Annotated in this window: 27 protein-coding genes, 2 tRNA genes and 2 pseudogenes; 27 read left to right on the forward strand and 4 right to left on the reverse strand. The window is 64.0% G+C overall.

The annotated features are described in order from the left end of the window. Positions 1-3: 3 nt before the first annotated feature. The 21 genes from BM075_RS10260 (at position 4) to BM075_RS10355 (ending at position 18,962) form a co-directional block, all read left to right on the forward strand. Positions 4-2,052 (forward strand): prohead protease/major capsid protein fusion protein, encoded by a 2,049-nt coding sequence (locus BM075_RS10260; protein ID WP_093360596.1) that lies wholly within the window; start codon positions 4-6, stop codon positions 2,050-2,052. Positions 2,053-2,141: 89 nt separating this feature from the next. Beyond that, entirely contained in the window at positions 2,142-2,480 is a 339-nt protein-coding gene (locus tag BM075_RS10265; protein WP_093360597.1) for a DUF2190 family protein, read from the forward strand. Continuing rightward, the gene (locus BM075_RS10270) at positions 2,480-2,794 is read left to right on the forward strand and encodes a head-tail joining protein (RefSeq protein WP_093360598.1); all 315 of its coding nucleotides are present in this window, start codon (positions 2,480-2,482) and stop codon (positions 2,792-2,794) included. The genes BM075_RS10265 and BM075_RS10270 overlap by 1 nt, the downstream gene beginning before the upstream one ends. Further along, on the forward strand, positions 2,791-3,450 hold the full coding sequence (locus BM075_RS10275; protein WP_093360599.1) for a DUF6441 family protein: 660 nt from the start codon (positions 2,791-2,793) through the stop codon (positions 3,448-3,450). The genes BM075_RS10270 and BM075_RS10275 overlap by 4 nt, the downstream gene beginning before the upstream one ends. Continuing rightward, a complete protein-coding gene (locus BM075_RS10280; protein WP_093360600.1) occupies positions 3,450-3,887 on the forward strand; it encodes an acyl-CoA transferase in 438 nt (145 codons plus the stop codon). The genes BM075_RS10275 and BM075_RS10280 overlap by 1 nt, the downstream gene beginning before the upstream one ends. Before the next feature lie 22 nt (positions 3,888-3,909). After that, a complete protein-coding gene (locus tag BM075_RS10285; protein WP_093360601.1) occupies positions 3,910-4,863 on the forward strand; it encodes a phage tail tube protein in 954 nt (317 codons plus the stop codon). Positions 4,864-4,871: 8 nt separating this feature from the next. Next, entirely contained in the window at positions 4,872-5,327 is a 456-nt protein-coding gene (locus BM075_RS10290; protein ID WP_093360602.1) for a hypothetical protein, read from the forward strand. 11 nt (positions 5,328-5,338) lie between these two features. Further along, positions 5,339-5,545, forward strand: coding sequence for a DUF7697 family protein (locus tag BM075_RS10295; protein WP_093360603.1), 207 nt, complete (start codon positions 5,339-5,341; stop codon positions 5,543-5,545). After that, positions 5,538-7,556 (forward strand): phage tail tape measure C-terminal domain-containing protein, encoded by a 2,019-nt coding sequence (locus tag BM075_RS10300; RefSeq protein ID WP_093360604.1) that lies wholly within the window; start codon positions 5,538-5,540, stop codon positions 7,554-7,556. The genes BM075_RS10295 and BM075_RS10300 overlap by 8 nt, the downstream gene beginning before the upstream one ends. After that, positions 7,556-8,182 carry a DUF2460 domain-containing protein gene (locus tag BM075_RS10305; protein ID WP_093360605.1) on the forward strand — a complete coding sequence of 209 codons (627 nt, stop codon included), beginning with the start codon at positions 7,556-7,558 and terminating at the stop codon, positions 8,180-8,182. The genes BM075_RS10300 and BM075_RS10305 overlap by 1 nt, the downstream gene beginning before the upstream one ends. After that, entirely contained in the window at positions 8,179-8,538 is a 360-nt protein-coding gene (locus BM075_RS10310) for a hypothetical protein (RefSeq protein ID WP_093360606.1), read from the forward strand. The genes BM075_RS10305 and BM075_RS10310 overlap by 4 nt, the downstream gene beginning before the upstream one ends. Next, the gene (locus tag BM075_RS25000; RefSeq protein ID WP_281244937.1) at positions 8,531-8,662 is read left to right on the forward strand and encodes a hypothetical protein; all 132 of its coding nucleotides are present in this window, start codon (positions 8,531-8,533) and stop codon (positions 8,660-8,662) included. The genes BM075_RS10310 and BM075_RS25000 overlap by 8 nt, the downstream gene beginning before the upstream one ends. A gap of 6 nt (positions 8,663-8,668) precedes the next feature. Then, positions 8,669-9,292 carry a lysozyme gene (locus tag BM075_RS10315; RefSeq protein ID WP_093360607.1) on the forward strand — a complete coding sequence of 208 codons (624 nt, stop codon included), beginning with the start codon at positions 8,669-8,671 and terminating at the stop codon, positions 9,290-9,292. Between the two features lie 2 nt (positions 9,293-9,294). After that, positions 9,295-9,519, forward strand: a complete 225-nt coding sequence (locus BM075_RS10320) for a hypothetical protein (protein WP_093360608.1) — start codon at positions 9,295-9,297, stop codon at positions 9,517-9,519. A gap of 4 nt (positions 9,520-9,523) precedes the next feature. Continuing rightward, positions 9,524-10,408, forward strand: a complete 885-nt coding sequence (locus BM075_RS10325; RefSeq protein WP_093360609.1) for a DUF2163 domain-containing protein — start codon at positions 9,524-9,526, stop codon at positions 10,406-10,408. A 38-nt stretch (positions 10,409-10,446) separates the two neighbouring features. Then, positions 10,447-10,905 (forward strand): NlpC/P60 family protein, encoded by a 459-nt coding sequence (locus BM075_RS10330; RefSeq protein ID WP_093360807.1) that lies wholly within the window; start codon positions 10,447-10,449, stop codon positions 10,903-10,905. 6 nt (positions 10,906-10,911) lie between these two features. Continuing rightward, on the forward strand, positions 10,912-14,811 hold the full coding sequence (locus tag BM075_RS10335; protein ID WP_093360610.1) for a baseplate multidomain protein megatron: 3,900 nt from the start codon (positions 10,912-10,914) through the stop codon (positions 14,809-14,811). A 12-nt stretch (positions 14,812-14,823) separates the two neighbouring features. After that, the gene (locus BM075_RS10340) at positions 14,824-15,900 is read left to right on the forward strand and encodes a DUF2793 domain-containing protein (RefSeq protein WP_093360611.1); all 1,077 of its coding nucleotides are present in this window, start codon (positions 14,824-14,826) and stop codon (positions 15,898-15,900) included. A 157-nt stretch (positions 15,901-16,057) separates the two neighbouring features. Beyond that, positions 16,058-17,137: a DNA cytosine methyltransferase gene (locus BM075_RS10345; protein WP_093360612.1), complete on the forward strand. Its 1,080-nt coding sequence runs from the start codon at positions 16,058-16,060 to the stop codon at positions 17,135-17,137. Beyond that, positions 17,134-17,376 carry a hypothetical protein gene (locus BM075_RS10350; RefSeq protein WP_093360613.1) on the forward strand — a complete coding sequence of 81 codons (243 nt, stop codon included), beginning with the start codon at positions 17,134-17,136 and terminating at the stop codon, positions 17,374-17,376. Before BM075_RS10345 ends, BM075_RS10350 begins: the two co-directional genes overlap by 4 nt. Continuing rightward, a complete protein-coding gene (locus BM075_RS10355; RefSeq protein WP_093360614.1) occupies positions 17,376-18,962 on the forward strand; it encodes a sialate O-acetylesterase in 1,587 nt (528 codons plus the stop codon). Before BM075_RS10350 ends, BM075_RS10355 begins: the two co-directional genes overlap by 1 nt. Positions 18,963-19,171: 209 nt before the next feature. Here the strand turns inward: BM075_RS10355 and BM075_RS10360 are convergent, their stop codons facing one another. Then, complete coding sequence (locus tag BM075_RS10360) at positions 19,172-19,732, reverse strand: hypothetical protein (protein ID WP_143089858.1); 561 nt, start codon at positions 19,730-19,732, stop codon at positions 19,172-19,174. A gap of 299 nt (positions 19,733-20,031) precedes the next feature. Between BM075_RS10360 and BM075_RS10365 the strand changes: the two genes are divergently transcribed. The 4 genes from BM075_RS10365 to BM075_RS10380 all read left to right on the forward strand — a co-directional run bounded on the left by BM075_RS10365 (position 20,032) and on the right by BM075_RS10380 (position 22,589). Continuing rightward, positions 20,032-20,268: a ribbon-helix-helix protein, CopG family gene (locus tag BM075_RS10365; RefSeq protein WP_093360616.1), complete on the forward strand. Its 237-nt coding sequence runs from the start codon at positions 20,032-20,034 to the stop codon at positions 20,266-20,268. Between the two features lie 331 nt (positions 20,269-20,599). After that, on the forward strand, positions 20,600-21,148 hold the full coding sequence (locus BM075_RS10370) for a GTP cyclohydrolase II (protein ID WP_093360617.1): 549 nt from the start codon (positions 20,600-20,602) through the stop codon (positions 21,146-21,148). 10 nt (positions 21,149-21,158) lie between these two features. Further along, entirely contained in the window at positions 21,159-21,722 is a 564-nt protein-coding gene (locus BM075_RS10375) for a hypothetical protein (protein ID WP_143089859.1), read from the forward strand. Further along, the gene (locus BM075_RS10380) at positions 21,723-22,589 is read left to right on the forward strand and encodes a dCTP deaminase domain-containing protein (RefSeq protein WP_093360619.1); all 867 of its coding nucleotides are present in this window, start codon (positions 21,723-21,725) and stop codon (positions 22,587-22,589) included. Between the two features lie 85 nt (positions 22,590-22,674). On the opposite strand, the pseudogene BM075_RS10385 reads toward BM075_RS10380, so the two are convergent. Beyond that, a pseudogene (locus tag BM075_RS10385) lies at positions 22,675-22,976 on the reverse strand (integrase core domain-containing protein); the annotation flags it as partial. A 157-nt stretch (positions 22,977-23,133) separates the two neighbouring features. Further along, positions 23,134-23,210, reverse strand: a tRNA-Met gene (locus tag BM075_RS10390). Positions 23,211-23,410: 200 nt separating this feature from the next. Here BM075_RS10390 and BM075_RS10395 point away from each other — a divergent pair. Then, positions 23,411-24,617: pseudogene (locus tag BM075_RS10395) on the forward strand (IS256 family transposase). 247 nt (positions 24,618-24,864) lie between these two features. Next, positions 24,865-25,485 carry an IS5 family transposase gene (locus BM075_RS10400; protein ID WP_245758811.1) on the forward strand — a complete coding sequence of 207 codons (621 nt, stop codon included), beginning with the start codon at positions 24,865-24,867 and terminating at the stop codon, positions 25,483-25,485. A 109-nt stretch (positions 25,486-25,594) separates the two neighbouring features. Here the strand turns inward: BM075_RS10400 and BM075_RS10405 are convergent. Next, positions 25,595-25,671 (reverse strand) — tRNA-Arg (locus tag BM075_RS10405). Positions 25,672-25,692 lie beyond the last annotated feature (21 nt).

A 25,692-nucleotide genomic window follows, 5' to 3' on the forward strand; every position in this document is an offset into this window, starting at 1 on the left:
AGCATGGAACGGCAAACACGGGACCTGCCCCTGATCGGGCGGGCGGCGGAGCTGCGCCCGGACTCGATCGACCGGGAGGCGCGGACGGTCGAGATCGTCTGGACCACCGGGGCGACGGTGCAGCGTGTCCGCTGGGAGGGCTGGGACGATCGGATCGAGTTCGACGAGGAACTGCTCGTTTCCCCGGAAGCGGTGCGGCTCGAGCGGATGAATGCGGGTGCACCCTTCCTCAACAGCCACAATGCCTGGCGGCTGGAGAATGTGCTGGGCTCGGTGGTGCCGGGCTCGGTGCGGATCGAGGGCGGGCATGGCTATGCCACCATCCAGCTGACGGATGCGCCGGATGCGGCCGGGATCGTGCAGCGCATCCTCGAACGGACCGTTCGCAACGTCTCCGTCGGCTACCGGGTCCATCGCTACGAGATCACCAAACGCGACGGCGAGCGCGAGCACTGGCGCGCGGTCGACTGGGAACCCTTCGAGGTCTCGGCCGTGGCGATCCCCGCGGACCATGGAGCACAGACCCGCGCCGCGGAGGCGCAAGCGGGATCTCTCACACCCTGCGTGCTGGCTCAGACGCAGGAACATCGGAAAGGACAGAGCATGAGTGAACGGAACCAGGCGGCGGCCGGTGATGAAACCCGCGCCGCGCAAACCGGGGAACAGACCCAGGCCACCGGTACCGCCCCGGTGGCCACCGCCGAGGAAACGCGTGGGCAAACGCAGGAACTGGTCATCGACGCGGATGCGATCCGTGCCGAGGAGCGCACACGCGTTGCCACCATCACCGCGCTCTGCCGCCGGCATGGCCTCGAGGGCGCTGTCGCGGACGGGCTGATCTCGCGCGGTGTCTCGCTCGACGAGGCGCGCACCGCCATTCTCGACGCCATTGCCGATGCCGATCCGCTCGAGGGCCGCGTGCATGAGCCGGCGCCCGCGCAGCCGCACGGCGATGGCAGTCGCGATGCTGCCTATCGCGATGCGGTCTCGGAGGCGCTGCTGCATCGTCCCGATCCGGGCCGGAACGAGCTGACCGCCTCGGCGCGCGAGTTCCGGGGCATGACACTGCTGGAGATGTCGCGCCACGCGCTCGAGCGCTCGGGCGTCTCGACGCGCGGCATGTCACGGATGGAGCTCGCGGGCGCGGTGTTCCAGCAGCGCGCGGCCGGGCTGCATGCCACGGGGGATTTCACGGCGATCCTCGCCAATGTGGCGAACAAGACCCTGCGGGGCGCCTATTCTTCCACCCCGCGCACCTTCGGCGCCTGGGCGCGGCGTGCGACCATCACCGATTTCAAGCCGGTCCAGCGCACCCAGCTCGGCGGCGCGCCTGATCTGGAGAAGGTGCTGGAGTCGGGCGAGTTCCAGTACGGGACCATGGGCGAGGCGAAGGAGGTCTATGCGCTGGCGACCTATGGCCGGATCATCGGCATCACCCGCCAGACGCTGATCAACGACGATCTCGACGCCTTCACCCGCATTCCTGCCGCCTTCGGGGCATCTGCCGCGGATCTCGAGTCGGATATCGTCTACGCGATCCTGATGCAGAACCCGGCCATGGGTGATGGCAAGGCGCTGTTCCACGCCGATCATGGCAATCTCGGCACCGCCTCGGTCATCGACGAGGCAGCACTCTCGGCGGCCTGGCGCGCCTTTGCCGAACAGACCGGTATCGAGGGGCGCAAGATCTCGATCCTGCCCTCGCAGATCATCGTGCCGCCGGGACGCAGGTCGCTCGAGGCGCGCAAGCAGATCACGGCCACCACCCCGGTCAGCACCTCGGACGTCAACACCTTCGCCGGCCGGCTGCAGGTCATCGAGGAGGCGCGTCTCATTCCCGATGCGGGCGAGGATCCGTGGTTCCTTGCCGCCGATCCGTCGCGGATCGACACGGTCGAATATGCCTATCTCGACGGTCAGGAGGGCGTCTTCACCGAGACCCGCATGGGCTTCGAGGTCGACGGGATCGAGATCAAGGCCCGGCACGATTTCGCGGCGAAGGCGATCGACTGGCGCGGCCTCTACAAGAACGCCGGCGCAGCACCGGAATGATCCGGCTCCGGCCGTGATCGGCCGGCGCCCGCCTTTTCCTCCCTGTTGGGCGGGCGCCGGTTTCTCTCTTCTGAAAAGGGGTCTCCCTCATGAAAAACTTCCTCTCCCATGGTCACACGCTGACCTTCACCAACGGCTCGGGCTCCGATCTGGCTTCCGGCGCGGGCTATCTGCAGGGCGCCATCTTCGGTGTTTGCGCGGATGCTGTCGCGAATGGCGCCGAGGGCACCCTGAACCTTTCGGGCACCTACGAGCTGCCGAAAACCGCATCCCAGGCCTGGGCGGTTGGCGCGAAGATCTACTGGGACGGCTCGGAGGCGACCACGGTCGATACCGACAACACCCTGATCGGCGTTGCCGCGGCGGCGGTGGGATCCGGGGCGACCGAAACACTTGGCGCCGTGCGCCTCAACGGCGCTGCCGCCTGATGAGCATCTTCGCCGCGGTCATCGATGCGCTCTTCGCCGATCCGCATATGGCGCAGGATGCGCTGTGGCGACCGGGAGGCACGGGCGGCGGCATTGCCATCCGGGTCATGCGCCGCGCGGCCGATGACACCGCATCCTTCAATGGCGGGCGGTTCGTGGTCGACACGGTGCTGTTCGATCTCCGGCTCTCGGAGGTACCAGACCTGGCGCCAGGCGACACGCTCGAGGTCGCGGGCGAGGTCTTCGAGATCGCGGGCGAGCCGGTGCGGGATCAAGAACGGCTCATCTGGCAGGCGGAGGCGCGGGCGGCATGAGATTCGACATCCGCATCGAGGGCGATCTTCGCGAGCGCATGGAGCAGGAAATCCTCACGGCCGAGCGTGCCGTCACCGGGGGCATCCGCGCGGCTGGGTCCGGTCTGAAGATGGACTGGCGGGCGCAGTTGCGCGGCGGGGGTCTCGGAGACCGGCTCCCGCGCGCCATCCGGGCGAACAATTATCCCGCTCGAGGCGAGAGCATCAGCGCGGCCGCGCTCGTCCATGTGAAGGGCCGGCACACACCGGAAGTGATCGATGCCCATGACCGCGGGACGCTCATTCGTTCCCGTGACGGTTTCTGGCTGGCCATCCCGACTGCCGCCACCGCGAAGCTTCGGGGTCCTGGCAACAAGCGCATCACGCCGCTGGGCTTCGAGCGCAAGACCGGCCTGCCGCTGCGCTTCGTCTATCGGCGGGGCAAGCCCAGCCTGCTGGTCGTGGATCAGGCACGGATCAACCGGAAGGGCCGCTTAGCGAAGAAGGGCGGCCGGCGGCGCAGGGACGGCATTCTCACCGGCGAGCAGACGGTCATCGCCTTTCTGCTGGTGCCGCAGGTCAAACTGCCGAAGCGGACCGATCTTGGCCGCGATGCCGAGAAATGGGGCAACCGGCTGGCGGGAATGATCGTCGCGCGCTGGAAGGAGCGCGGGTGATGGCGAGCAGATCCGAGATGGTGCTTCAGGCGCTGCATGCGGCGCTCGCGGCCTCCGTGCCTGCAGGCGTTACGCTGGCGCGCAATGCCGGGCTTCCGGCGCGGGTGCCGGCGGCCGGCATGATGATCCTGCGCGATGGCGATCCCGGCGAGCCCGAGTTCCTGTTCTCGCCGCCGCTCTATGTGTTCGAGCATCGGGCAGAGGTGGATCTGATTGTCGAGGCCGGCGCCGATGCAGAACGAGACGCGGCCTTCGATGCACTGAAGCTGGCGCTGGGCGCCACCATCGCCGCCGATCGCACCCTGGGCGGTCTTTGCGACTACGTGCTGGGCGAGGTGCCGGCACCGCTCGACCTGCCGGTAGAGGGGGCCGAGGGGCTGAAGGCTGCAACGGTCGGCATCCGTCTCAGCTACGGCGCCAACGATCCGCTGAACTGACAAACCGAAAGGACTTTGATACATGGCACGCGCACAGGGCGCGCGGGCGCAAATGGCGCTCGCCTTTGAATCCGTCTACGGCACGCCGCCGGCCGCGGACAGCTACTGGCGGATGCCCTTCGCCAGTTCCAGCCTCGGCAGCGAACAGCCGCTGCTCAATTCCGAGCTTCTCGGCTATGGCCGCGATCCGCTGCCACCGGTCAGGGATGCGATCACCGCCGATGGCGATGTCTCGGTGCCGATCGATCTACGCTTCCTCGGCATCTGGCTGAAGGCGCTGTTCGGGGCACCCACCACCACCGGGTCGGTCGCACCCTTCACGCACGAGTTCCAGTCCGGCAGTTGGACGCTACCCTCGATGGCAATCGAGATCGGCATGGCGGATGTGCCCCACTATGCGATGAACGTCGGCTGCGTTGCCAATTCGATCAGCTGGACCATGCAGCGCTCCGGACTCGTGACCGCGACGGTCAATGTGATCGCTCGAGGAGAAATTACCGGCGCGGCATCCTCGGCCGGCACGCTGACCGGGCTCGAGTTGCAGCGCTTCGGCGCCTTCAACGGCTCGGTGTCCCGCGACGGGTCACAGCTCGGCAGCATCGTCTCGGGCGAGATCACCTATTCGAACAATCTCGACCGGATCGAGACCATTCGCTCGGACGGCATGATCGACGGGGCCGATCCCTCCGTGGCCGCCCTCACCGGCTCCATCAACGTGCGCTTCGCGGACACGGTGCTGCTCGATCAGGCCATCGCCGGCGATCCCTGCGAGCTGAGTTTCGCCTACGAGATCGACGCGGATCGGCGCTTCGAGCTCAAGGCGCACGCGGTCTACCTGCCAAAGGCCCGCCTGCCGCTCGAAGGGCCCGGCGGGGTGCAGGCCACCTTCGAATGGCAGGCCGCGCTCGACACAATCACCGGCCGCATGGCCACCGCAACCCTGATCAATGATCAGGAAACCTACGACAATCCGTGAGGTCATCCATGATCCGTCTCAATCTCAACAGGGAGCCGCAATGGATCGCACTCCTGCCCGGCGTGCGCGTCCTCGCCGCACCGGCAACCACCGCCATCATGGGGACCGCGCGGCGCGATCCCATCCTCGAGGGGGTCGACGAGACCACCGATCAGGACGAGGCGGCGCTGCGCTTTGCAAAGGCCGTCGCCTTCCAGGTGATCTCGGACTGGGAAGGCATCGAGAGCGTGGATGGCGCGCCCGCAGCCGTGACGCGCGAGCACATCGATGCGCTTCTGGACAACTACCGGATCTTCGAGGGCTGGCAGCTCGAATACATGGCGCGCTGGCTCGGTCTGGAGCAGGAAAAAAACGGCTCCGCGCCCTTGCCGAATGGCACTTCGGCGGGGGCGCCGAATACTGCGGAGCCTGCCCCACGCGCTGCGAAGCCTGCCCGCAAGACCGGCACCGGCCGGAAAGCATAGAGGGTGCGCAGGTGTGGGATCTGGCGCTGCGGATGGGCGGTCAGATCCGCGCGGTGTCGGGGATGAGCGGATATGCGGTGCTCGGCTGGGATCTTGGCGCCGGGCTGCGGCTCGCCGAGGCGCTGGGCTGTGATCTGCTCGCCGCGGCCGAACTGCTGCCGGAAATCGAGGCGATCGCCTGCCTGAAGGCAAACGAGAGGATGCGGGAGAATGGCTGAGAAACGGGTATCCGTCCGTCTCGCGGCGGTCGGCGGTCAACAAGTCAAGGCGGAGCTGCGATCGCTCGGCGCCGAGGGCCGCGCCGCGCTCGAGGGTATCGGGTCCGGGGCGGCACCGGCCGGGGCCGGCCTCGATACGGTCGGCAGTGCCACGGCGCGAGCGCGTCTGGAACTGGAACAACTGGCGGCGCGCTCGGCAGAGGCGGCACGCTCGCTCAACACCACGGCCGCCGCCGCCACGCCCATGGTGGCCCAGATCAACCGACTGACCGGCGTCACGCCTGCCATCGGTCAGACGACGGCCGAGTTCCTCCGCCAGGGTCAGGCGCTCGACGATCTCCGCGCGAAATACAATCCGGTCTATGGCGAGATCCGGCGCTACCGTTCGGCAGTCTCCGAGCTGAAGGCCGCGCATCTTCAGGGGGCGATCTCGGCCGACGAGATGTCTGCCGCCATCGCTCGCGAGCGCCGCGCCTCGCTTGACAGCATCGCCGCGCTCAAGGGACGGACCACTGCGATCACCCGAATGGCGGGCGCTTCGCGCAGCGCCGCCTTCCGGACGCAGCAGATGTTCTACCAGGTCAATGATATCGGCGTCTCGCTGGCCGGCGGCATGAACCCGTTTGTCGTCATGGCGCAGCAGGGCACGCAGATCGCGCAGATCTACGGTTTCGGCAATGGCGGGGTCTCCGCCATCTTCCGCGATCTCGGCAAGCTGATCGGCGGTGTCGTCACTCGCTTCTGGCCGCTGCTCGCGGTCATCGGTGTGGCATCTGCCGCCATCGCGGCGATGAGCCACGAAATCAATCAGGTCTCTGATGTCACGGTGAGTTTCGGGGATACCGCGCTGGCGGTCTGGCAGGTTGCGGCGGACGGGCTGAAGAGCCTCCTGAAGCCGGTGGTCGACGCCATCGCGCCCTGGTTCGCCTCGGCCTGGGAGTTGGTGGTAACCAGCACGGTCGATGCAAGCAATTCGATCATCAAGGGCATCCAACTCGCTGTGCTCGGGATCCGCACCTCGGTCGCCTCGATCCCCGATCTCTTCCGCGCGGCCTTCAATGGGGCTGTCTCGCATGTGCTGACCAAGTTGCACGACATGGTCTGGTATGTGGGCAACGCGATCGATGGGATCGCCGAGAAGCTCAACGAGACCTTCGGGACCGATCTCTCGACCGGCACGCTCTCGGGGACGATCGACATGCTCAGCGAAGCAAGCGGCAGCTATGCCCGCGCAGCCGCGGCGGCGCGCGATCGGCTGAGCGGGCGATGGGAGGACGCCCGAACCAGAGCCGAGGAGATCGATGCGAGCAATCCGCTCGGGGAATTCTTCGACGCGCTGAAACAGCGGGCGGTCCAGAACGCGCTGAAGCGCACGGCGGAGGAAGCGGAGAAGACCGGCGGCGCGGGCCGCGCGGCGGCAGAGCAGATGGTGTCGACCGGCAATATCGGCATCTCGGTGTGGGAGTCGCTGCGCGACAAGCTCGCGGAATATGCGAAGGAGGCGCGAAATACCGGTGATGCCATCGCCGATCGGCTGGTAGGCGCCTTCGCGTCGGCCGAGGAGGCAGTCGGTCAGTTCGTGAAGACCGGCAAGGTCAATTTCACCGACCTGGTGACGTCGATGATCGCGGACCTCGCGAAGCTGGCCGCGCGCCAGTACATCCTCGGGCCCATCGCGGACGGAATTTCCGGCATTCTGGGCAACGCCTTCGGCAGCGCGGTCACCACCAGCATCCGGCCGCAGGCCCGTCCGACCAGCTTCGCAGGCGGCGGTCATACCGGCTTCGGGGCACGCTCGGGCGGTCTCGACGGTCGCGGCGGTTTCCTCGCCATGCTCCATCCGCAGGAACGCGTGACAGATGAATACCGGAGCGGCAGCGGGCGGCAGGCGGCGATGGCGCCGGTCACGGTCAATATCGCCACGCGCGACGCGCCTTCCTTCCGGCAATCGCGGACACAGGTCGCCGCAGACATCCAGCGCGCCGTCGCAATGGGCAGGAGGGTTCTCTGATGGGTTTCCACGAGGTGCGCTTCCCCGACAATATCAGCCGCGGCGCTCGCGGCGGGCCGGAGCGACGGACGCAGATCGTGGAGCTGACCTCCGGCGACGAGGAGCGCAATGCGAGCTGGGCGAACTCCCGGCGGCGCTACGATGTCGCCTATGGCGTTCGCCGGGCCGATGATCTGGCGACGGTCGTCGCCTTCTTCGAGGCGCGGAACGGCAGGCTCTACGGCTTCCGCTACAAGGACTGGGCCGACTACAAATCCTGCCTGCCATCGCAGAACCCGAGCGCCACCGATCAGGGCCTCGGGACCGGCGACGCGACGGCGGTCACATTCCAGCTCGCGAAGACCTACACGTCGGGATCGCAGGCATGGACACGGCCGGTCACGAAACCCGTCTCAGGCTCGGTGCGGGTGGCGCTCGATGGCGCGGAACAGGCCACGGGCTGGTCGATCGACACCGCTACCGGCCTCGTCACATTCGATGCGGCGCCCGGCGCGGGCGTGCTTGTCACAGCGGGCTTCGAGTTCGACGTGCCCGTGCGCTTCGACAGCGACACACTCGATGTCTCCCTCGATATCGAACGGCTTGGCTCCATCACCTCCATTCCGCTCGTGGAGATCCGGCGATGAATGAAGAACCGGGATTCATTGCGACCGTCCTTCGCGATCTTGCCACTTCGACCGCGGTCATTCTCGCGGCCTGGGGCGCGCTGGGCGGGGCGACCAACGCGCTGACGACGAAGATGCACCTGCGGGATGCGGTGCGGCACATCCTGCTTGGCGGCATCATCGCGGCTGGCATGGGCAGCCTCTCCATGGCCGTCATCACCAGCTGGATGGGTCTGCCGCCGGCGGCGATCCCTTCCGGCGGCGCGGCCGGTTCCGCCGCCTATCTGGTCGGCGTCTTCGGTCCCGCTTTCATCGAGGTGATGCTGGAGCGCGTCCGGGGCGGAAACGGGTCTGACGATGGCGCCCACGATGCGTGATCGCCATCCCTTCGTCCGGCATCTGCGCCGCGCCTCCGGCGCGCCCTTCGATCTCTTTGCGCATCGCATGCGGGTCGGTCTGACCGTGGCCGCATTCATCCTCATCTTCTCACTGCTGGGATAGCTCACCATGAAAATGACGGATCGGGGGCTTGTCGCCCTCATCCGGCACGAGGGTATCGTGCCGGCTCCTTACCTTGATGTCCGCGACGTCTGGACCTTCGGCATCGGTCACACCGGCGCGGCGGGCGACCCGAACCCTTCCAGCATGAAGCGCGGCATGCCGGCCGATCTCGATCAGGGCATCCGGAAGGCATTCGACACCTTCCGAGCCGATATCGCCCGCTACGAGCGCGATGTCTGCAATGCCATCGCGGTGCCGGTCGAGCCGCACGAGTTCGATGCGTTGGTCTCGTTTCACTACAACACCGGCGCGATCCATTCCGCGCGCCTCACCCAGCTGCTGAATGCCGGGCTGCGCGATGCCGCGGCGGAGGCCTTCATGGGATGGCTGAAGCCGGGTGCGATCCGGCCGCGCCGGGAAGCCGAGCGGGACCTCTTCCGGCATGGGCGCTATCCCGAGGGCACCATTCCCGTCTGGCCGGTCGACGCGAAGGGGCGGGTCAGCTTTGCCCGCGCCGCGCGCCTTCTCTCCGAGAACGAGGCGCTGGCCCTCCTGCAGCCGGTACCTGAACCGGCCGGGTGGCTCGCCCGGCTCTGCATCTTTCTTTCATCGCTGATCAAAAGGAGCTGACCATGCGATACTTCCTCCCCAAATCCCTCACCTGGTGGAGCGGCATTCTCGCGGTGCTGACCGGCGTCGCGGCGGGCGTGCTGCCCGAGGGTGAGACCATGTCCGAACTGGCGGTCCTGGTTTCGCGGCTCGCGGGTGCAGGCGACGCTTCACCGGCCACACTGATCTTCGTCGGGATGGGCCTCATCGGTTTGCGCGACAAGTTCGAGCGCGGGCTGGGCGGCTGATCCGATGAAGGCGCTCGTCCCTGCGCTCCAGTCCCATCTCGACGAAGGGACCACGACTCTCGCGTGGTGCTGGCGCATCACGCGGGCGGATGGCGTGGTTCTCGGCTTCACCGACCATGACCGGGTGCTTGCTTTTGCGGGCACCGACTTCGAGCCGGAGAGCGGGTTCACCGCCTCCGAGGTTCGTTCGGGGTCTGATCTCTCGGTCGATGCGCAGGATGCGGAGGGCGTGCTCACCTCGGATCGGATCTCTGAGACGGATATCCGCGACGGGCGCTGGGACAACGCGCAGGTCGAGCTCTGGAGGGTGAACTGGGCCGATCCCTCCCAGCGGGCGCTGATGCGGCGCGGTGCGATCGGCCAGATCCGCCGCGGCCGGCTCGCCTTCGTGGCAGAGATGCGCTCGCTCGCGCATCTGCTGGGACAGAACTCCGGTCGGAGCTTTCAGGCGACCTGCGACGCGGTTGTCGGCGATGCCCGTTGCGGAGCCGATCTCGAAGCCGCTGCCTTCCGGGGCACCGGCGTGGTGACGGGCCTGTCGGGCGATCGGTCCTTCACCGCTTCGGGGCTCGACGGCTTCGCGGCGGGCTGGTTCAGCTTCGGCACGATCACCTGGTCTTCCGGTGCAAATGCCGGGCGGCAGGCAGAGATCTCCGGTCACAGCCTGGATGGCGGAATTGTCACCGTGACGCTGCTCGAGGCGCCGGTTCTGCCGGTGTCGGCAGGCGACGCCTTCACTATCCGCGCAGGCTGCGACAAGTGTGCGGAGACCTGTTCTACGAAGTTCGCCAATATCGCCGGTTTCCGCGGCTTCCCGGACATTCCTGGTCAGGACACCGTGCTGCGCTACGCGAGACGAAGCGGCGCGAATGACGGAGGCGTGCTGTGACTTGCGTCGTTTCCAACGGAAATGACGGGCGGCAGTGCATCGCCGCGCGATGCACGAGAGCCACCAGCGCCGATCCCGATCGGGTCATCGCCGTTTCGCGGTCCTGGCTGGGCACTCCGTATCATGATCAGGCGAGCGTGAAGGGTGCGGGCTGCGATTGCCTCGGGCTCGCGCGCGGTGTCTGGCGCGAGGTCGTCGGGCCGGAGCCCTTCCCGATGCCGCCCTATTCCCGCGACTGGGGCGAGACCGGCTCGGTCGAGGTGCTCGCCGAGGGGGCGCGGAGCATGATGCCGGAGATCGCCCCCGCCGAGGCCGGTCCCGGTGCGCTGGTCCTGTTTCGCATGCGTCCACAGGCGATCTCGAAGCATGTCGGCATCCTCACCGGGTCTTCCACCTTCATCCATTCCTACGAGCGGCTGGGCGTCATCGAGCAGCCGCTCTCACCTTCATGGCAGCGGCGCATCGCCTTCGCCTTCCTGTTCCCTCGCATGGACTGATTTCGCATGGCCACTCTTGTGCTTGGCGCCGCCGGCGCCGCCATTGGCGGCAGCATCGGTGGCGCAATCCTCGGCGTCAGCGCCGCCACGATCGGCGGCTTCATCGGTTCCACCATCGGCTCCTATGTCGACAGCTGGATCATTTCCTCGCTCACGCCGGGCCAGAGCTTCGAGGGGCAGCGCCTCGATACTCTGAATGTGACGTCGGCCACCGAGGGCGCGGTCCTGCCGCGTGTCTGGGGCCGGCTGCGGATGGGCACAAACATCATCTGGGCCACGGATTTCCGCGAGAAGAAGGAAACCACCACCCAGGGTGGTGGCGGCAAGGGCGGCGGCGGCGGGGGCAAGGTGAAGACCACCGAATATTTCTACTTCGCCTCCTTCGCGCTGGCGATCTGCGAGGGGCCGATCACCGGCGTGGGACGCATCTGGGCCGATGGCGCATTGATGGATCTCTCCGGCGTCACCTGGCGCTGGTATCCCGGTGACGAAAGCCAGTCGGCCGACCCGTTCATTTCCGCAAAGATGGGCGCGGCCAACACGCCGGCCTATCGCGGCACTGCCTATCTGGTGTTTGAGGATCTGGAACTGACGGGGTTCGGCAACCGGATTCCGCAGATCAATGTCGAGGTGTTCCGGCCGCTGGCCGAAGCCGACACCGCTGAAGGGCTGGTGCGGGCGATCACGCTGATCCCGGCCTCGGGCGAGTTCGTTTACTCCAGCGAGGCCATCCGCAAGAGCAATGGCGCCGAGAACCTAAATGCATCTTCGGGAACGCCCGACATGGTCGAGGCGCTCGACAGGCTGGAAGCCTCGGCGCCGAATGTCGAAAGCGTGAGCCTGGTTGTCTCGTGGTTTGGCGATGATCTCCGTTGCGGTTCCTGTCAAATCCGGCCGGGCGTCGAACTCAGCTCGAAATCGACCAAGCCGGAGACCTGGAGCGTCAACGGTGTAGGGCGCGAGGCCGCGCATCTCGTGAGCCGAGATGACGAGGGCCGTCCGGTCTATGGCGGCACGCCGGCGGATTTCTCTGTGGTGCAGGCGATCCAGGAACTGAAGGCCCGGGGCAAGCGCGTCGCCTTCTATCCCTTCCTGATGATGGATGTGCCCGGCGACAATACCCTGCCGGATCCGTATTCCGACAACGCGGCCGGAACGGGCCAGCCGGCCTTTCCATGGCGGGGCCGGATCACCTGTTCTCCGGCGGTGGGCTATGCCGGCACGGTGGACAAGACCGCCGAGGCAGCGGATCAGGTTTCCGCCTTCTTCGACGGCATCTGGGGCTTCCGGCGGGTGGTCATGCACTATGCCAGTCTCTGCGAATCGGCGGGCGGGGTCGATGCCTTCATCATCGGCTCGGAAATGCGCGGGCTGACCACGATCCGCGACGGTGCGGCCAGCTATCCCGCTGTCACCGCGCTCCGCCAGCTCGCAGAAGATGTGCGTGCCATCCTCGGAGCCTCGACGCAGATCAGCTACGCCGCGGACTGGTCGGAATACTTCGGTCACCACCCCAACGATGGCTCGGGCGACGTGTTCTTTCACCTCGACCCGCTCTGGGCCGATCCGGAAATCGACTTTATCGGCATCGACAATTACATGCCGCTCTCCGACTGGCGCGATGGGTTCGAGCATCTGGATGCGCAGGCGGGCTGGCCGGCCATCTACGATCGCGCCTATCTGCAATCCAACATTGCCGGCGGCGAAGGCTTCGACTGGTTCTATGCCTCCGAGGCCGACCGGGCGGCGCAGATCCGAACGCCGATCACCGATGGCGCCGCCGGCAAGCCCTGGGTCTTCCGCTACAAGGATCTCTGGAGCTGGTGGTCGAACGCGCATCACAACCGGCCGGGCGGTATCGAGTCCGGGACGGCTACCGCCTGGGTGCCGGAGTCGAAACCCATCCGCTTCACAGAACTCGGATGCCCGGCGATCGACCGGGGCACCAACCAGCCGAACGTGTTCTACGACCCGAAGTCTTCCGAGAGCGAGTTGCCGCATTTCTCGCGGGGCTGGCGCGACGACGCGATCCAGCGGGCCTATCTCGAGGCGACATATCTCTTCTGGGGAGAGGCGTGGAACAACCTGGTCTCGTCGGTCTACGGCGGACGGATGGTCGAGGTGGCGGACTGCGCCGCCTGGACCTGGGATGCGCGTCCCTATCCCTTCTTCCCGGAGCTGACCGATGTCTGGAGCGATGGCGAAAACTGGCGTCTCGGCCATTGGCTCACAGGCCGGCTTGGCTCGGCGTCGCTTGCCGCGCTGGTGCGCGATCTCTGCCTCCGGGCCGGGCTGACCGCAGATCAGATCGACGTCTCCGGCCTCTGGGGCGCGGTCGAGGGTTATGCAGTCACCGGGATCGAGGCACCGCGCAAAGCGCTGACAACTCTGGGACGGCATTTCGGCTTCGATGCTGTCGAGAGCGAGGGTGTCATTCGCTTCTTCATGCGGGGCCGCGCCGCGGTGGCGACGCTTTCCCTCGATGATCTGGTGGCCGCGGATACCGGCGAGCCGATTGAGCTGACCCGCGCCCAGGAGACGGAGCTGCCGCAGGCGCTGAAGTGGAGCGTCACGCGGGCCGACGAGGATTACGACGCGGTGGTAGTCGAGACACGGAGGATCACGGTCGAGTCCTCGCGGATCAGCAGCGAGTCCTTCCCCATGGCTGTGCCGGCCGAGGAAGCAGAGCGGCGCTGCCGCCGCGCGCTGATGGAGGCGTGGGTCGGACGGGAAACCGCGAGTTTTCGGCTTCCGCCATCCCGGCTCGCGCTCGATCCCACGGATGTGGTCGTGCTCGATCATGACGACCGGCTCACCGAATATCGACTGACCTCCGTAGCGGATGGCGAGGCGCGGAACATCGAAGTGATCCGCCAGGATCGCGCCACCGGGACGCTGGCGCCGGGCACGCCGCGGAGGTCGACGCCGGAGGTGCCGGTGGTATTCGGCGAGCCTGAGGTGGTGCTGCTCGATCTGCCGCAGATCTCCGAAGACGTCGCCGCGCATCGTCCGCTCATCGCCGCATATGCCGCGCCCTGGCCGGGGGAGATCGCGGTCTGGCGTTCCGCCTCCGAAGATGGTTTCGAATGGCTGACTGGCGTCACGCAGGCTGCGCAGATGGGGCTTCTGGTGTCCGATCTGTGGTCCGGGCCCATTTCGCGCTTCGATCATGGCAATGAACTGATCGTGGATCTGTCCTCCGGCACGCTCGGGTCTGTTGCGGATCTCGCCCTCTTCGCCGGGGCGAATGCCTTTGCGGTCGAGAGTGCTCCGGGCGCCTGGGAGATCCTGCAAGCCGGCACGGCCGAGCTTCTGGCGGAGGGGCGCTATCGGCTCACGCGGCTGCTGCGCGGGCAGCGCGGGACCGAGCATGCCATCGGCAACCCGGCACCGGCCGGGGCGCGGGTGGTGGTGCTGGATGCGAGTCTCGCGGCCTTGCCGGTTTCGGAAGCGGAGCTGGGCATCGCCTGGAACTGGCGCATCGGACCCGCGAGCCATCCCGTTTCCGGCGATACCTATGTCGCCAAGACCTTCACGCCCTCCGGCGCTGGGCTTCGGCCGTTCTCTGTCGCGCATGTCGAACAGCCATGGCGCAGGCCGCGTACGCCGGACGATCTGACCATCCGCTGGGTGCAACGGTCGCGGGCGCTCTCGGCCGATAGCTGGGCCGCGCTCGAGGTGCCGATGACGGAGCAGATGGAGGCCTACGAGGTGGAGATCCTCGATGGTGCAACCGTGCTTCGGACACTGACCACCACGACCACCAGCGTCCTCTACACCGCCGCGCAGCAGATCGCCGATTGGGGCGCGCCGCTCGGGCCGGGCGACAGCCTCTCCATCCGCATCTTTCAGCTCTCCGCCCTCGTAGGCCGGGGAGCGCCCAAGACAGAAACGCTCTATTTCTAGAAAGCTCCGCCCATGTCCGATGCCACCACGAACCTGCAACTGCCCTATCTGCTGGCCTCTCAGGCACAGAAGCACGTCACCATGAATGAGTCTCTCCGGCTGCTGGACGGGCTCGTGCAGATGGCGGTGATCGACCGGGATCTGACCGCGCCGCCGGCATCGCCCTCAGACGGGGATCGATACATCGTCGGTGCCGGCGCCACCGGAGACTGGGCGGGCTGGGATCTGAGCGTGACCCTTTACGCCGATGGCGTCTGGACCCGGCTCGCGCCGCGGCCGGGCTGGCGGGCGTGGATCGAGGACGAGGGTATTCTGCTGGTCTGGGACGGTGCGGCCTGGGTGAGCATCCTGCCCACCGTTCTGCAGAACATGGGGCTGCTCGGCATCGGCACCATGGCGGATGCGGCAAACCCGTTTTCGGCCAAGCTGAACGCGGCGCTCTGGACGGCGCTGGGCGCGGCCGAGGGCGGGACCGGTGATCTCACCTACACCATGAACAAGGAGGCAGCGGCGGACGATCTCGGGCTCACGCTGCAGACGGGCTACGTGACGAAGGCGCTTCTGGGCCTGTTTGGCTCCGATGATTTCCGCCTTGCGGTCTCCGACGATGGCAGCACCTTCTTCGACGCCCTCACCGTGGACCGGCTGACCGGCATCGTCGAGCAGCCGCGCCTCCCCCGCTTCAAGGGCTACACCAACTACGACAACTATGTCGGCGTCGATTCTTGGACGAAGATTGCGATCAACAACACCGACTACAACGACCAGAGCGCCTTCGACGCGGCCAACAATTACTTCGTCGCGCCGGCGGATGGGACGTATCTCTTCGGTGCCACGCTGACCTTCAAGACCAACGGCAGCACATCCTCCCGGATGCGCGGCCGGCTGGTGCTGAACGGCTCGACCGATATCAGGGGCTCCTTCGGTGAGATCTCCGGTGCGCATGTTTCCGAGGCCACGGCTCTCTGGCTTCAGACCATGGTGGCGCTGGGCGCCGGAGATACCGTCGAGCTGCAGGGGTATTTCCGGGCCGCGGATGGGTATTTCGCGGCCGATCGCACATCGTTCTGGGGCGCGAAAGTGGGCTGACAACCACGGCCGGCGTCGGGGCAGGCAGATTTCAGTTTGCCGGATTCTCAGGATTCACTCTGCCGCGCATATGCCAACCCGTTGATTTGCCACGGGTGGCACAGATTTCAGAGGCCATTGCCATGCGCCACCCCTGCCGGATCTGCAGCCTGCGCGCATGTTCGAGCCAGTCAGATTCCTTTCCGTCTGCAGCGGTATCGAGGCGGCGTCCGTCGCCTGGGAGCCGTTCGGGTGGCGCGCAGTCGCGGTGTCGGAGATCGACCCGTTTCCCTGCCACGTCCTGTCCCACCGATTGGGCGCGGGACGGCCGCTCCACATGCCATCGCCAACAGCGGCTGGTCTGTCGCTGAAGGACAGCCGCACCCGTGCGAACGCCATCAAGGGCATGACCACCGTTCCCGAGGCGGGCCGCATTCCGAATTTCGGGGACATGACCGCCTTCAGGGAGTGGCCGGATGCAGCAATTGACCTTCTGGTCGGAGGAACCCCCTGTCAGAGCTTCAGCGTCGCCGGACTCCGCAAGGGCCTGGACGATCCGCGCGGCAACCTGGCCCTTGTCTATCTTGCCATTGCTGCACGCTATCGGCCCGAGTGGCTGGTCTGGGAAAACGTGCCCGGCGTCCTGTCCAGCGGACGCGGACGGGACTTTGGTGCCTTCCTCGGGGCGCTGGCGAAACTCGGGTATGGGTTCGCCTGGCGAGTGCTGGACGCTCAGTACGTGCGAACATGCGGTCTCCCCTTCGCTGTCCCGCAGCGACGCCGTCGTCTGTTCGTTGTCGGATATTCTGGAGACTGGCGACCTGCCGGAGCGGTTCTTTTTGACGGCGCGAGCCTGCGCGGGGATCCTCCGCCGCGCAGGCTCGCGGGGAAGGAAACTCCCGGTCTTGTGGGCGGAGGCCCTGACAGCGGTCGCATCTCCGGAACCGTAAGCAGCAAATGGGCAAAGGGTTCGGGCGGCCCTGCCGGCGACGAATGCTACAACATGGTCGCGCTGGCGCCGTCGCACCACGCGGGCGGCGGGACGCGCTGGGCCGTCCGTCGTCTCACACCGCTCGAATGCGAACGCCTGCAGGGCTTTTCAGATGGCTGGACGGATGTGCCCTACCGGGGCCGCAACGCGACGCCGGACGGGCCGCGCTACAAGGCGCTGGGCAACTCCATGGCGGTCAACGCGATGGAGTGGATCGGCGCCCGGATCGACCATGTGCGGCGGGAACTGGCGGAGCTGGGCGCATGACCTTCGCGCGCCTGTCGGCGGACGGTTCGACCGTGATCCATGAGAGCGACAACTGGCAGGGCCGATTTCCGGTCACCGATCTCCCTCGCTGGATCGCCTTCTACAAGCGCCTGCGTGACCGCAAGGGCGGCAGATACCGCGCCTCATACGCAGACGATGTCGCCGCGCTCGAGGCAATCCGGCGGCGCCTGTCGGCTGCGCAAAACCGGAACGACCGTGAAACCGAAAGGACCACCTGATGACGATGATCAATTGCACCCCGGAATGGAGTTCCACGACCCTGGTCGCGGCCGAAGGCTGGCAGGTTCGCAGCGGCGCGGCCTATCTCTCGACCGAGGCCACCGGGGCGGAGGATCGCGGCGTCCGGGTGGAAAAGGGCCAGGCATGGCCGTTCCCGGCCGAGGCAACGGTCTATTATCGCTCGGGAACCTGTTGCATGAGCGCTGGGGTGTTTCCGTTTCTCCCCTACCAGGCCGGCGGACGGACGCGGGGCAACAGGACGCCTGTCACGGAAGTGTTCATCCTGGCGGGGCAGAGCAACATGGTCGGACGCCCGGCTTTCGACGGCGGAGCGGGCTATCCCGAGGGGGTGCTGCAATACGACATGACCGGGGCGCTCATCCCAGCCACATCGCCGCTCGATCATCACGACGAGCAGGCCGGCGACATGGGCCTCGCGCTGCAGTTCGCCATCGACTACGCGGCGGCGCATCCCGCGCGGCAGCTCGTCCTGCTTCCGGCGGCGGATGGCGGAACCGGATTTACGACAGGCCATTGGGGCGTGGGCGAGAGCCTCTACGCCAGTCTCGTCAGCCGGGCCAACACGCTCTTTGCGGAACATCCGGAGTTCCGGCTTGGCGGTATCCTCTGGCATCAGGGCGAGAGCGACAGCACGTCCGAGACTGCGGCCAATGCCTACGCCACCGAACTGCTGGCGCTGATCGAAGGGCTGCGCAGTGAGATCTCCGCCGCGAATGAGACCACGCCCTTCATCGTGGGAGACATGGTTCCCGACCTCTCGCCAACAGGCTACGCTTTCCAGGACACGGTGCGCGGTGTTCTCTCCGGCATTCAGGCACTGGCGCCCCATTCTGCCTTCGTCGCCGCGGCCGATCTGACGGATGGCGGGGATGATCTGCACTTCGACGCGGCCTCGCTGCGTGTTCTCGGAAGCCGGTATTTCGCGGCCGTCGCGGCGGCGAAGGCGCACACGGAGATCCCGACGACGGTTTCGATCCTGTCGACCGGCTTCGCCGCCTCCACCGTCGATCTGTCCGAATATACCTTCATGGTCGATGTCGGGGCCGGCGGCACGGTCGCGGTCGGTGTCGTGGGCCGGTTCGGAAATGGCGGCGAAATTGCCACCAGCGTGACTGTGGGCGGCGTTTCGGCGACCTTGTTCGACTACCTCGACAACAGCAACTCGCAGGTGCGGTTTGCCATTGCCGAAGGTGTTCCTGCCGGGTCTGTCGAATTCGTCGTGACCTGTTCCGCTGTCGCCTCGCGTCTCGGCATCCACACCTGGACGCTCGAGGGGGCCGATACGTCCGGAGCGGTTTCCGTGATCGTCAATGGCACCGCGGCCTCCATCGACGCTCCCGCGGCCGGTGCCGTGCTCGCCATCGGCGCCTCCGTCAACCCGGCAAGCCAGAACATCGACTGGAGCGGTCTCGCTGAAAGAACCGAGTGGACGAACTACGGGTATACCTTCGGATCGGGTGCGGCCGATGCCGAGTTCCGGAGCGCAAGCACGGGCCATGCAGTCGGGATGACTACGGATGGCAATTTCCTTCAGATGGCGTTGTTGGCGGTTCCGGCGATTTGATTGCCCTAGAGTCGCCTGACTCTTGTAGGGAAATTGCCGAGCTTGATGACAATCTGGCCACGGTCTCTGGCTTTGAAGGCGGGGCACATCCTCGGGTGCACGACCTTAGACGTGCGGGAAGACGCCCCCCTTCAGAACCCTAACTCAAGCCATAGAGCTCATTGATACGCCTAGTTGTTCGGCGCTTTCACCACTCGTTGCAGGCTGCATCACTTTGAGAACAAAGAAAGTTGTGCCTCGTCGAGATCAGCTTTATCCAGCCAAGGGTGCAGACGCGGCGGATTTGGATGGTTCGAAAGGTCGAATTTCAGGAAGTCTTCCGGTACGAAATTGTCGACGACACCAGACTTGGCAACCGTCAGTTCGGGAGGGGCATACACATCCTGAACGTTGCTCATCTTGCCAATGCACGCACTAATGTGATGCATCTGGGGATCGCCAACCTTCCCTACCACGCGAATCAGATAGTCTGCGTTTCGACCGGGAATATGGTCCCACTCGATAACACCGGGCACATCCTGCAGAGCTTTCTGGAACGATTTGTATGCTGGCATACCCTTTTCCCTGAGCTTCACCATCAAGAAACTGGTGCCAGCCCCGAAGGGATATCTTGCGGGTTTGATGTCCACACGAAGCCTGATCACCGAACCCAAAACTTCAGCTAGGTCGGGCGCAGAGAGCTTTTTGGCGTTCGGGAAGCCTGCCGCTTCCAACGCCGACACTATCTGAGCACGCAGCCCCGATCGCTTCTCGAACGAAAGTGTGTCCATCACAGTCTTGATAGCGACGTAGCCCCAACCGTCAAACGGTTCGTCCTGCGTCCCTTTTCCCTGAATGTGATCGTTCGTCTGAATGTCCGCCCTCGCCACGCACTCGCCCCCAAATGGCCGCAAACACGGGTGAAACTGACTGATTGAGCGGAAATCCGCAAGGTAGGACCTGCCCTTTCCCGGACGTCTTGCCGAAGAAACAGTGTTTTGACTGGACTGGTCGCCGACGGAGGGTGTAAACAACCACAAGTGTTTACGCCAAACGCGCTTTAGATCAACCGAACGGAAAGAACAAGGTCATGGTTGCAATCAAAGATCGCAAGATCGCATTCCCCCGCCGCCCAAATGAACTGCCGCGCCCCGACCTCCCGCCACAAGCTGAGGCGAACAAACGCCAGAAGGTACTCGCGGTTCGCGTCGATCCGACGATAAAGGAGCAGTTCGACAAGTTCGCGGAGACCACGGACAAGTCCAAGCGGGAAATTATGGAAGACATGGTCAAACGATATATCAGGAGCCAAGCGCCGGCCGCCTAGTTGGCTAGGCATGACCCCGAAAATTGAGCGCTTCGCGGTGTGCCGGGAAGCGCTTTTTTGTTCCCCGTGAGTAAACATTCCTGTGTGTGCACCCGCAAGAGTGTTTACACTCATGTTTGTTTACGATACATGTAGCATCGACAACGAGGAGACCTGCCGCATGCTCTGCTGCCAAGACATTGCCGCCACACTCGCACTCCAGCATGGCTACTGCGCACACGCGAAGCCCAGAGCGCATCACCATCGCAGCTTCGATGCGACCACATTTGTGATCGTTCCGTTGGAAGCATTGAGAGGATAAGTCATGATCATCAAACTGGGCTAAACCTCACTGACAGCAAAGCAGGGCAGTTTCCGCTTTTGCGGTTGGTATGATGGCCACTCCGAAGTCTACTCGATCCATCTTGGAGACATTGAGGGCGCGGAAAACGTTCCTGTTCGTGTTCACTCTTCGTGCATCACCGCCCACTATTTCTCATCGACGGAATGTGACTGCCGTGATCAATTGGAGATCACACAGGACGAAATCGCGAAACGCGGAATAGGCATCATCATTGTTCTCAATCAGCAAGCGAAAGACAATGGAATCCTAGCCACTCTTCACTACAAATCCGTTGCTGGCGAAGTTTCCTACTCCGCCACCGCCTATCAGATGATGGGCTATCCCGCCGATTCCCGGTCTTATCTGTCAGCCGCCTTCATCCTGAAAGAACTTGGCGTCAAGAGCGTCGAGCTCCTGTCCAATAGCCATGACAAGCGAAAGCAGCTTCAAGACGCTGGAATAGCGGTTGTGGACAGAAAAAGCGTGGTGGTCGAAAACCGGCCTGACCTAGTAGCTCACTACAATGGGAAGAGAGACGTCGAAGGACATGATCTCTGAGTAATCTATTATGCTGCATTTTTTCGTTGGACCAAGTGGTTGTGGAAAAACAACCCTGATGCATAGCCTCAGGGACCGTTTTGGCTGGCGGATTGTGCAGACTTACACCACGCGGCCAGCTCGCGAAAACGATGACAAAGTCTCCGTGTCACCGGAAGTGTTTGCTCGAATGGCTTTGGACGAGCGAATGTTCACAGTGAAGCACCTGTTCGGCGAAATGTATGGTGAAGATCGGAGATCGATCCTAGACGCCATTTCGGCAAGATCGTCCGACAGGTGGTGCCTAGACTTAGCTGTGGGCGAGATTGCTAAATATAGCGCGTACAATACTCTAAAGTTCATACTCCTGCCAGAGTCCCTCGATCAATTGGTGGCGCAACTGGAAGCAGCAGGGAGAAAGGAACGAGTGGAGGGGGCCAAGGCCGACCTAGAAAAATACACCCAGCTAAGCAATAGCGTTCAGGGAGAAAACGGGTACGTCACGATTTTCAATCGCCACACAAGGCTGAACGACAGCTTGGAACTCATCAGGAAGATCTCATCTTCGTTTTTCAATCCGACGGTGGAGGCATAGATGTCAGCACTCGGTCAACGCGATCTCTTTGCGCTACATGGTCGGCAGTTTGTAATTCATCCTTGCGAACCGAACCTTTTTACGCCGCTTGGCTACGATCTTCGGATTGGACATCAGATCATACTGCCAAACCGGACAAAGAGTCCGGACGAAGACCTTAACCCTCCGATCCATGTAAACAATGGAGAAAGTGGGAGCTTCGTTTTCCCTCCACAATCCACCAGCATTATCGTGACAAAAGAACGGGTTTGGCTCTCTAGGCATCTGATGGGATCAATTCATGCACGCGGATCTCTTGCCCTTCGCGGTCTGTTTATCAACGCCACAACGGTGGATCCCAACTGGGATGGAAAAATGTTCATGAGGGTATTTAACAGTAGCCCCAAGGAGGAACGAATTGCCGCCGACGAGGCGTTCTGCACGATGGCATTGTACACACTGCGTAGCCCATCGCTAGAGCCGCCCCAGACTAATCCTTCGAGAGCAATAGACAATCTCAAGGAAATCTACGGCGAGGCAATCGGATCGTCGCTTTATAGTCACGCCAACTCAAAAGAGGCGTCGCAAGAACGAGTTCGTGGCGACGAGCTTGTGCATTTGGGAAAATTGCATTCTGCCAAGCCAATGGTATATCGCCGGGCTTCCGAAACGGCATATTCCATCAAAAGTATGGCACCCGTGCGCACTCGATATGGGAAATTCGGTTTGGCCACGACCACTGCAATCGCCGCTCCTTATGTTGGCGACTTGCTCCTTGATGGCGGGCTTCTCAGCCTAACCAGCACAGCGCCTCTTTATGTCGGGCTGTCTCTTGCAGTCTTCGGATTGTTTTATATGGGGGACTTTTTTGAGTACAGACCCAAGTAACTGCTCCAATGGGTTTTTTCTGTACTCCAAAGTCTTTCGTCACCCCGAATACCGGTTGCGCGGGTCAAGACCTAAGGGGGACGACCTAACCTTCTTGGTCAACGAATGACATGACGGTTCTGCTGGAGCGGCGCTCCTGGTTGCGATAGCCGAGATGCAGGCTCTCGGTCTTGTAGTGGAGCAGCCACGTGTCGAGATCGGCCTGAAGCGCTTTGACCGTCTCTAGAGGGACTCGTGCATCTTCACCCGAAAGAACTCGTCGACGACGGTGCCGTCGAAACGTTCGACGAAACCGTTCGTCTTTGGCGTTTTCACCTTCGTCCGACGGTGCTCGACGCCGTTTAGGTCGAGATAGCGTTCGTAGGGGTGACGGTCGGCGCCGCAAAACACGAGTTCATCGAGAGTCAGCGAACACCGCTATGACCGGCAAATGAGAGCACGTCTGGAGAACAGGCGTTTTGGTGAGCAAGTGGTGAGCAAGAAAAAACAGCTTACGAGCGCCTTTGCGGGCGCCGTCGTAAGCGTCTGTTTTTCATTGTATTTTTGGTTGCGGGGGTAGGATTTGAACCTACGACCTTCAGGTTATGAGCCTGACGAGCTACCGGGCTGCTCCACCCCGCGTTAGGAGATGCTTATCTAGGCTTGGTTCCGGAGGTGCGCAAGCGAAAAACGGACTCGAACTCAAAAATTCATCCAACTAATTAGTGTCCGAGGAGGTGGTGGAATTTCGGCGCCGCTTGTCGGTGAAAGCGGGGTGGCCATCAAGGTGTACGGTCGGGGTGGAGTTTGCCGACTTCAACCCGTCACCGAAGGAACCCACGATGACCAAGACCACCATGTCCCTTGCCGAGCTGCTTGAGAAGCACGATGACGGCGATTTTCTCCGGGCCGTCGCTGAGGCTGTGTTGCAGCTGATCATGGAAGGCCGATGTCGAAGGTCTGATCGGCGCCGGCCGCCATAAACGCGCCGATGCCCGCACGACCTACCGGAACGGCTATCGTGACCGCAGCCTCGATACCCGCCTCGGCACGCTGAACCTGCGGATCCCGAAGCTGCGGCAGGGGTCCTACTTCCCGGGTTTTCTGGAGCCGCGCAGAACGTCCGAAAAAGCCTTGGTGGCGGTGATCCAGGAGGCCTGGATCGACGGCGTCTCGACCCGTCGGGTGGACGAGCTGGTGCAGGCGATGGGGCTTTCGGGAATTTCCAAAAGCACGGTGTCGAAGCTCTGCAAGGACATCGACGAGCGGGTCGGCGAATTCCTGCACCGGCCGCTTGCCGGCGATTGGCCCTACCTCTGGCTCGACGCCACCTACCTGAAGGTGCGCCAGGGCGGCCGGATCGTCTCGGTCGCCGCAATAATCGCCGTGGCGGTCAACACCGACGGCCGGCGCGAGATCATCGGCCTGGGCACCGGCCCTTCGGAGGCCGAGACCTTCTGGACGGAGTTCCTGCGTGGCCTCAAGGCACGCGGGCTGGACGGGATCAAGCTGGTGATCTCGGACACCCATACCGGCCTGAAGGCGGCTATCAAGCGCGTGTTCGATGCGATCTGGCAGCGCTGCCGCGTGCACTGGATGCGCAATGCCCTGGCCGATGTTCAGCGCGGACAGCACACGATGGTGGCCGCGGCGATCCGCCAGGCCTTCAACCAGCCCGACCGCGAAAGTGCCGGTCAGACCTGGCGCCACGTCGCCGATCAGCTGCGCGCCCGCTGGCCAAAGCTCTCGGCACTCATGGACGAGGCCGAGCACGACGTGCTGGCCTTCATGGCGTTCCCGGCGCAGCACCGCGCCAAGTTGCACAGCACCAACCCCATCGAGCGCCTGAACAAGGAGGTGAAGCGCCGCGCTGACGTCGTCGGCATCTTCCCCAACGAGGAGTCCATCACCCGCCTGATCGGCGCCGTCCTGTTCGAGCAGAACGACGAATGGCAGACACAGCACCGCTACATGCAGGTCGAGGCCTTTGCGCAGATCGACGCCGCCGACACCGATCCTCTTCTCAGCCTAACAACCTCGGCCGCCTGATCATGACCTCAGGCCATCTCACTATTTCCACCACATTGACGGACGTGACCTCCAACTACGAACCGGTGCTTGTTTGGTTGAAGATAGAACAATGTGCCGGACCCGGATGCGGCCCTCGGTTACGGTTTCAGGTTCCTGATCCCGGACGCGCCGATGGCGCGTCTGGAGCCTTACTCCCCGAAGTGCCAAGGCAAGCCGCGCGTCGATGACCGACGTGTGCTGAGTGGGATTATCTTTATAGGTCGCAATGGGTTGCGTTGGCCGTGATGCGCCTTCGAAATATGACCCGCACAAGACACTCTACACCCGTCGGAAGCGGTGGAGCGACAAGGGTTTCTTCGCGCTGATCATGGCTGGCCTGGCCGCCGAGCACGGCGAGGAGAAGACGGTCCTGAGTGATGCGACCTATCTGAAGGCACACCGGACCGCGACCAGCTTGGCCGCGAAAAAGGGGGCGCGGCCGTCTGATTGGCTGGACCAAGGGCGGCATGAATACCAATATGCACGCTATCTGCGACAGCCGCTGAACCTCTTTGTCACCGCCGGACAGGTCAGCGATTACATCGGCGCGCGGGCTCGGCCGGGCAATCTGCCGGACGTGGACTGGCTGCTTGGAGACCGAGGCTACGACGCCGATTGGTTCAGAGGCGCATTGAAGGACAAGGGGATACGCGCCTGCATTCCGGGTCGGAACCAGCGCGAGGCCACCGTCAAATACGACAAGCGCCGATATAAGCGACGCAAGCGGATCGAGATCATGTTCGGCAGGCTCAAGGACTGGCGGCGCGTCGCAACCCGATATGACAGATGCCCGAAGGTCTTCCTCTCCGCTATCGTGCTCGCAGCAACCGTCATCTTTTGGCTATGAGTCCTGACCCTAGAGCCTTTGCCCTATTGCCGAAACAAGGGATTTCGAACATTTAATTTAGCCTTACCGTTCAAGGCATTAGGCTCTTTTCGCAGCAACAACCGTGAGATGGCGCACCCGACAGGATTCGAACCTGTGACCTCTGCCTTCGGAGGGCAGCGCTCTATCCAGCTGAGCTACGGGTGCGTGCTGCAGGCGTATAGCCGT

Origin of the sequence: Tropicimonas isoalkanivorans (genome assembly GCF_900112335.1) — a bacterium.
GTDB classification, from domain to species: domain Bacteria; phylum Pseudomonadota; class Alphaproteobacteria; order Rhodobacterales; family Rhodobacteraceae; genus Tropicimonas; species Tropicimonas isoalkanivorans.

Coding starts and splice junctions, on each gene's coding strand:
- BM075_RS10280 (WP_093360600.1), top strand. CDS start 3,450: ATGGCGAGCAGATCCGAGATGGTGCTTCAGGCGCTGCATGCGGCGCTC.
- BM075_RS10320 (WP_093360608.1), top strand. CDS start 9,295: ATGCGATACTTCCTCCCCAAATCCCTCACCTGGTGGAGCGGCATTCTC.
- BM075_RS10360 (WP_143089858.1), bottom strand. CDS start 19,732: ATGGACACACTTTCGTTCGAGAAGCGATCGGGGCTGCGTGCTCAGATA.
- BM075_RS10300 (WP_093360604.1), top strand. CDS start 5,538: ATGGCTGAGAAACGGGTATCCGTCCGTCTCGCGGCGGTCGGCGGTCAA.
- BM075_RS10265 (WP_093360597.1), top strand. CDS start 2,142: ATGAAAAACTTCCTCTCCCATGGTCACACGCTGACCTTCACCAACGGC.
- BM075_RS10375 (WP_143089859.1), top strand. CDS start 21,159: ATGCTGCATTTTTTCGTTGGACCAAGTGGTTGTGGAAAAACAACCCTG.
- BM075_RS10380 (WP_093360619.1), top strand. CDS start 21,723: ATGTCAGCACTCGGTCAACGCGATCTCTTTGCGCTACATGGTCGGCAG.
- BM075_RS10350 (WP_093360613.1), top strand. CDS start 17,134: ATGACCTTCGCGCGCCTGTCGGCGGACGGTTCGACCGTGATCCATGAG.
- BM075_RS10315 (WP_093360607.1), top strand. CDS start 8,669: ATGAAAATGACGGATCGGGGGCTTGTCGCCCTCATCCGGCACGAGGGT.
- BM075_RS10310 (WP_093360606.1), top strand. CDS start 8,179: ATGAATGAAGAACCGGGATTCATTGCGACCGTCCTTCGCGATCTTGCC.
- BM075_RS25000 (WP_281244937.1), top strand. CDS start 8,531: ATGCGTGATCGCCATCCCTTCGTCCGGCATCTGCGCCGCGCCTCCGGC.
- BM075_RS10275 (WP_093360599.1), top strand. CDS start 2,791: ATGAGATTCGACATCCGCATCGAGGGCGATCTTCGCGAGCGCATGGAG.
- BM075_RS10400 (WP_245758811.1), top strand. CDS start 24,865: ATGGGTTGCGTTGGCCGTGATGCGCCTTCGAAATATGACCCGCACAAG.
- BM075_RS10345 (WP_093360612.1), top strand. CDS start 16,058: ATGTTCGAGCCAGTCAGATTCCTTTCCGTCTGCAGCGGTATCGAGGCG.
- BM075_RS10290 (WP_093360602.1), top strand. CDS start 4,872: ATGATCCGTCTCAATCTCAACAGGGAGCCGCAATGGATCGCACTCCTG.
- BM075_RS10355 (WP_093360614.1), top strand. CDS start 17,376: ATGACGATGATCAATTGCACCCCGGAATGGAGTTCCACGACCCTGGTC.
- BM075_RS10305 (WP_093360605.1), top strand. CDS start 7,556: ATGGGTTTCCACGAGGTGCGCTTCCCCGACAATATCAGCCGCGGCGCT.
- BM075_RS10340 (WP_093360611.1), top strand. CDS start 14,824: ATGTCCGATGCCACCACGAACCTGCAACTGCCCTATCTGCTGGCCTCT.
- BM075_RS10325 (WP_093360609.1), top strand. CDS start 9,524: ATGAAGGCGCTCGTCCCTGCGCTCCAGTCCCATCTCGACGAAGGGACC.
- BM075_RS10335 (WP_093360610.1), top strand. CDS start 10,912: ATGGCCACTCTTGTGCTTGGCGCCGCCGGCGCCGCCATTGGCGGCAGC.
- BM075_RS10365 (WP_093360616.1), top strand. CDS start 20,032: ATGGTTGCAATCAAAGATCGCAAGATCGCATTCCCCCGCCGCCCAAAT.
- BM075_RS10285 (WP_093360601.1), top strand. CDS start 3,910: ATGGCACGCGCACAGGGCGCGCGGGCGCAAATGGCGCTCGCCTTTGAA.
- BM075_RS10260 (WP_093360596.1), top strand. CDS start 4: ATGGAACGGCAAACACGGGACCTGCCCCTGATCGGGCGGGCGGCGGAG.
- BM075_RS10270 (WP_093360598.1), top strand. CDS start 2,480: ATGAGCATCTTCGCCGCGGTCATCGATGCGCTCTTCGCCGATCCGCAT.